This window comes from Evansella tamaricis (assembly GCF_019042215.1).
GTDB lineage: Bacteria > Bacillota > Bacilli > Bacillales > Salisediminibacteriaceae > Evansella > Evansella tamaricis.
In genome coordinates, this window is sequence record NZ_JAHQCS010000023.1 from 1 (window position 1) to 2,524 (window position 2,524).

Annotated in this window: 1 protein-coding gene; it reads right to left on the reverse strand. The window is 37.5% G+C overall.

The window, feature by feature from the left end:
• Positions 1-178 precede the first annotated feature (178 nt).
• A complete protein-coding gene (gene putP, locus KS419_RS01155; RefSeq protein ID WP_380086441.1) occupies positions 179-1,600 on the reverse strand; it encodes a sodium/proline symporter PutP in 1,422 nt (473 codons plus the stop codon).
• Positions 1,601-2,524: the final 924 nt, after the last annotated feature.

The window sequence follows — 2,524 nt, forward strand, 5'->3', positions numbered from 1 at the left end:
AAGATTGCGACGGCTACGCTCATTGCTTAGGGACTGTAAAAGTGGAAAAGCACCACTTTTTCAGTTCCCATGCGAGTAGGCGATGGAGCTAGACATTGCCCGAAGGTGCAAAAACTTATACGCTTATCTTTTAAATAGAGCCCCCGAGTATTTATTCGGAGGCTCTTTATCAGACATATTATAAACTTTCTTTCATTTTTTCAAACTCATCTTGTATTTCTTGTGAAGGCTCTTTATCAATTAAACTCACGACAATGATCACTAGAGTTGATAAGAAGAATGCTGGGACAATTTCATAGATATAGAACCCGATTACTCCTGCAGAGTATAAAGCGTCCCATATGAATATGGTTGCTCCACCTGTAATCATCCCCAGTAGGCCACCTAGCTTAGTCATTCGTTTCCAGAAAAGGGACATGATGATAATTGGACCAAATGTTGCACCAAGTCCGCCCCAAGCATATGATACAAGTTCCATAACCGTTGCATCAGGATTATACGCCATGATAAGGGCAAAAATAGCGATTACGAGAACCCCTAAACGCCCAACGATTACTAGTTCCTTTTGTGTGGCATTCCTACGGAAAATAGCTTTATAGAAATCCTCTGTTAAAGCACTTGATGAAACCAATAATTGTGAGTCAATGGTACTCATAATTGCTGCTAAAATCGCTGCAAGTAAGAACCCGGCAATCCATGGGTGAAATAGTACTTGGGTAAATTGAATAAATACAGTTTCAGCATTATCTAGTGGAGTATCTGCGAAGTATGCTATTCCCACAAATCCAGTAAAAACAGCACCAAACATTGCGAAAATTACCCACGAAACACCAATTAATTGCGCCTTTGGAATTTCGTTCTTTGATTTGATTGCCATAAAACGGGTGATGATGTGAGGTTGACCAAAATAACCTAGCCCCCATGCAAGTAGGGAAATAATTCCTAAGACACTTGCACCAGTAAATGCGTCTAAGTAAGCCACATCGAGATTTCCAACACGATTGACTGTTTCTCCCCAACCACCCATTTCTCGAATAGCAAAAATAGGAACGAGGATTAGCGCAACAAACATTAGAATTCCTTGTACAAAGTCAGTCCAGCTTACGGCTAAAAATCCACCAAGGAATGTATATGAAATGATAACAATAGCACCGATCCAAAGGGCCTGATGGAAGTTTAGATTAAATGTATTTTCAAATAATACGGCACCGCCCACAAGACCTGCTGACGTATAAAATGCAAAGAATACTAATATAAGAATGGCTGAAACTACTCTTAAACTCTTAGAGTTGTCCTTAAATCGATTCTCAAAGAAATCTGGTAAAGTAATAGAATCTCCTGCAATTTCTGTATACATTCGAAGACGTTTCGCAACAAACTGCCAATTTAAATAAACACCTATACCTAAACCTACTGCAATCCAAATTTCTGTCATCCCAGCAGCATATAGAGCACCAGGCAATCCTAGTAGGAGCCAACTACTCATGTCTGATGCACCAGCACTTAGTGCAGCTACTCCAGGTCCAAGCCTTCTTCCTCCCAGTACATAATCTGACAAGTTATTTGTCATTCGATAAGCAATAAGTCCAATTGCAAGCATCCCCACTAAATAAATTATAAATGTAACTAATGTTGGTGTTTCAATACTCAATTTGTTTCTCTCCCCTCAACAAAATAATTAATAACAGATAAGACCACGACTAACGGCATTGGAACGAATAACCAGAACCACGTTGCAGTTGTAAGTGCATGTTCCACGACATTTTCACCTCCCCTAAAAAAATATATACCATGATTAAATACCCTTCACGGTAAAACTAAAACATCATATTAATCCCTATTAATACTATTCGACACCTATCGTTATACACCTTTATACAATTTTAAGAATTTTTCTACATTTAGTAACAAGTCATAAATCGATATTTAACTTGTGAATATATCACAAAGTTATCAAATGAGAATATTCTGATAATTAATAAAAAGTGTATAAACGATGAATATAAAAATTATTATCTCGTTGTTGAAATTTATACAAGCCTATCAATATGGTTATATATATTCATGATAAACAATATAATTATTATTTCCGTTCATCTTTTTGTAACATTTTCTGACATAGTTAAATGTTGCAGACGAAAAACAACCCCTGTCAATTTATCGGAGATGTGGTAAAGTGTGCGACAACAATCACAATCATCTCTCTTCGTATTGGCGGAAATAAATAGTTACAGTATGTAATGGGAATGGATTTAACGAGTGTATAAGAGAGGGTAGATATTTAAGTTGGAGTATTACGAGGAAAAATTTGTGAACATGGTACATTTACACATGAGTTATACTGCTAGATTTCACATAAGAAACAGGTCATCAATGGAAGTTACTTGTTTTTAATAAGCTTGCCATAAGAAAAGCGTATTCGCCTAAGATCACGAGCGTAGGGCAGTGGAGGAATGACAACTAGAAGTCCGCTCTTTGACTTCGGTTGTCACTTCCGAAGTGCCCCGTAGCGAGTAGGCGCTGG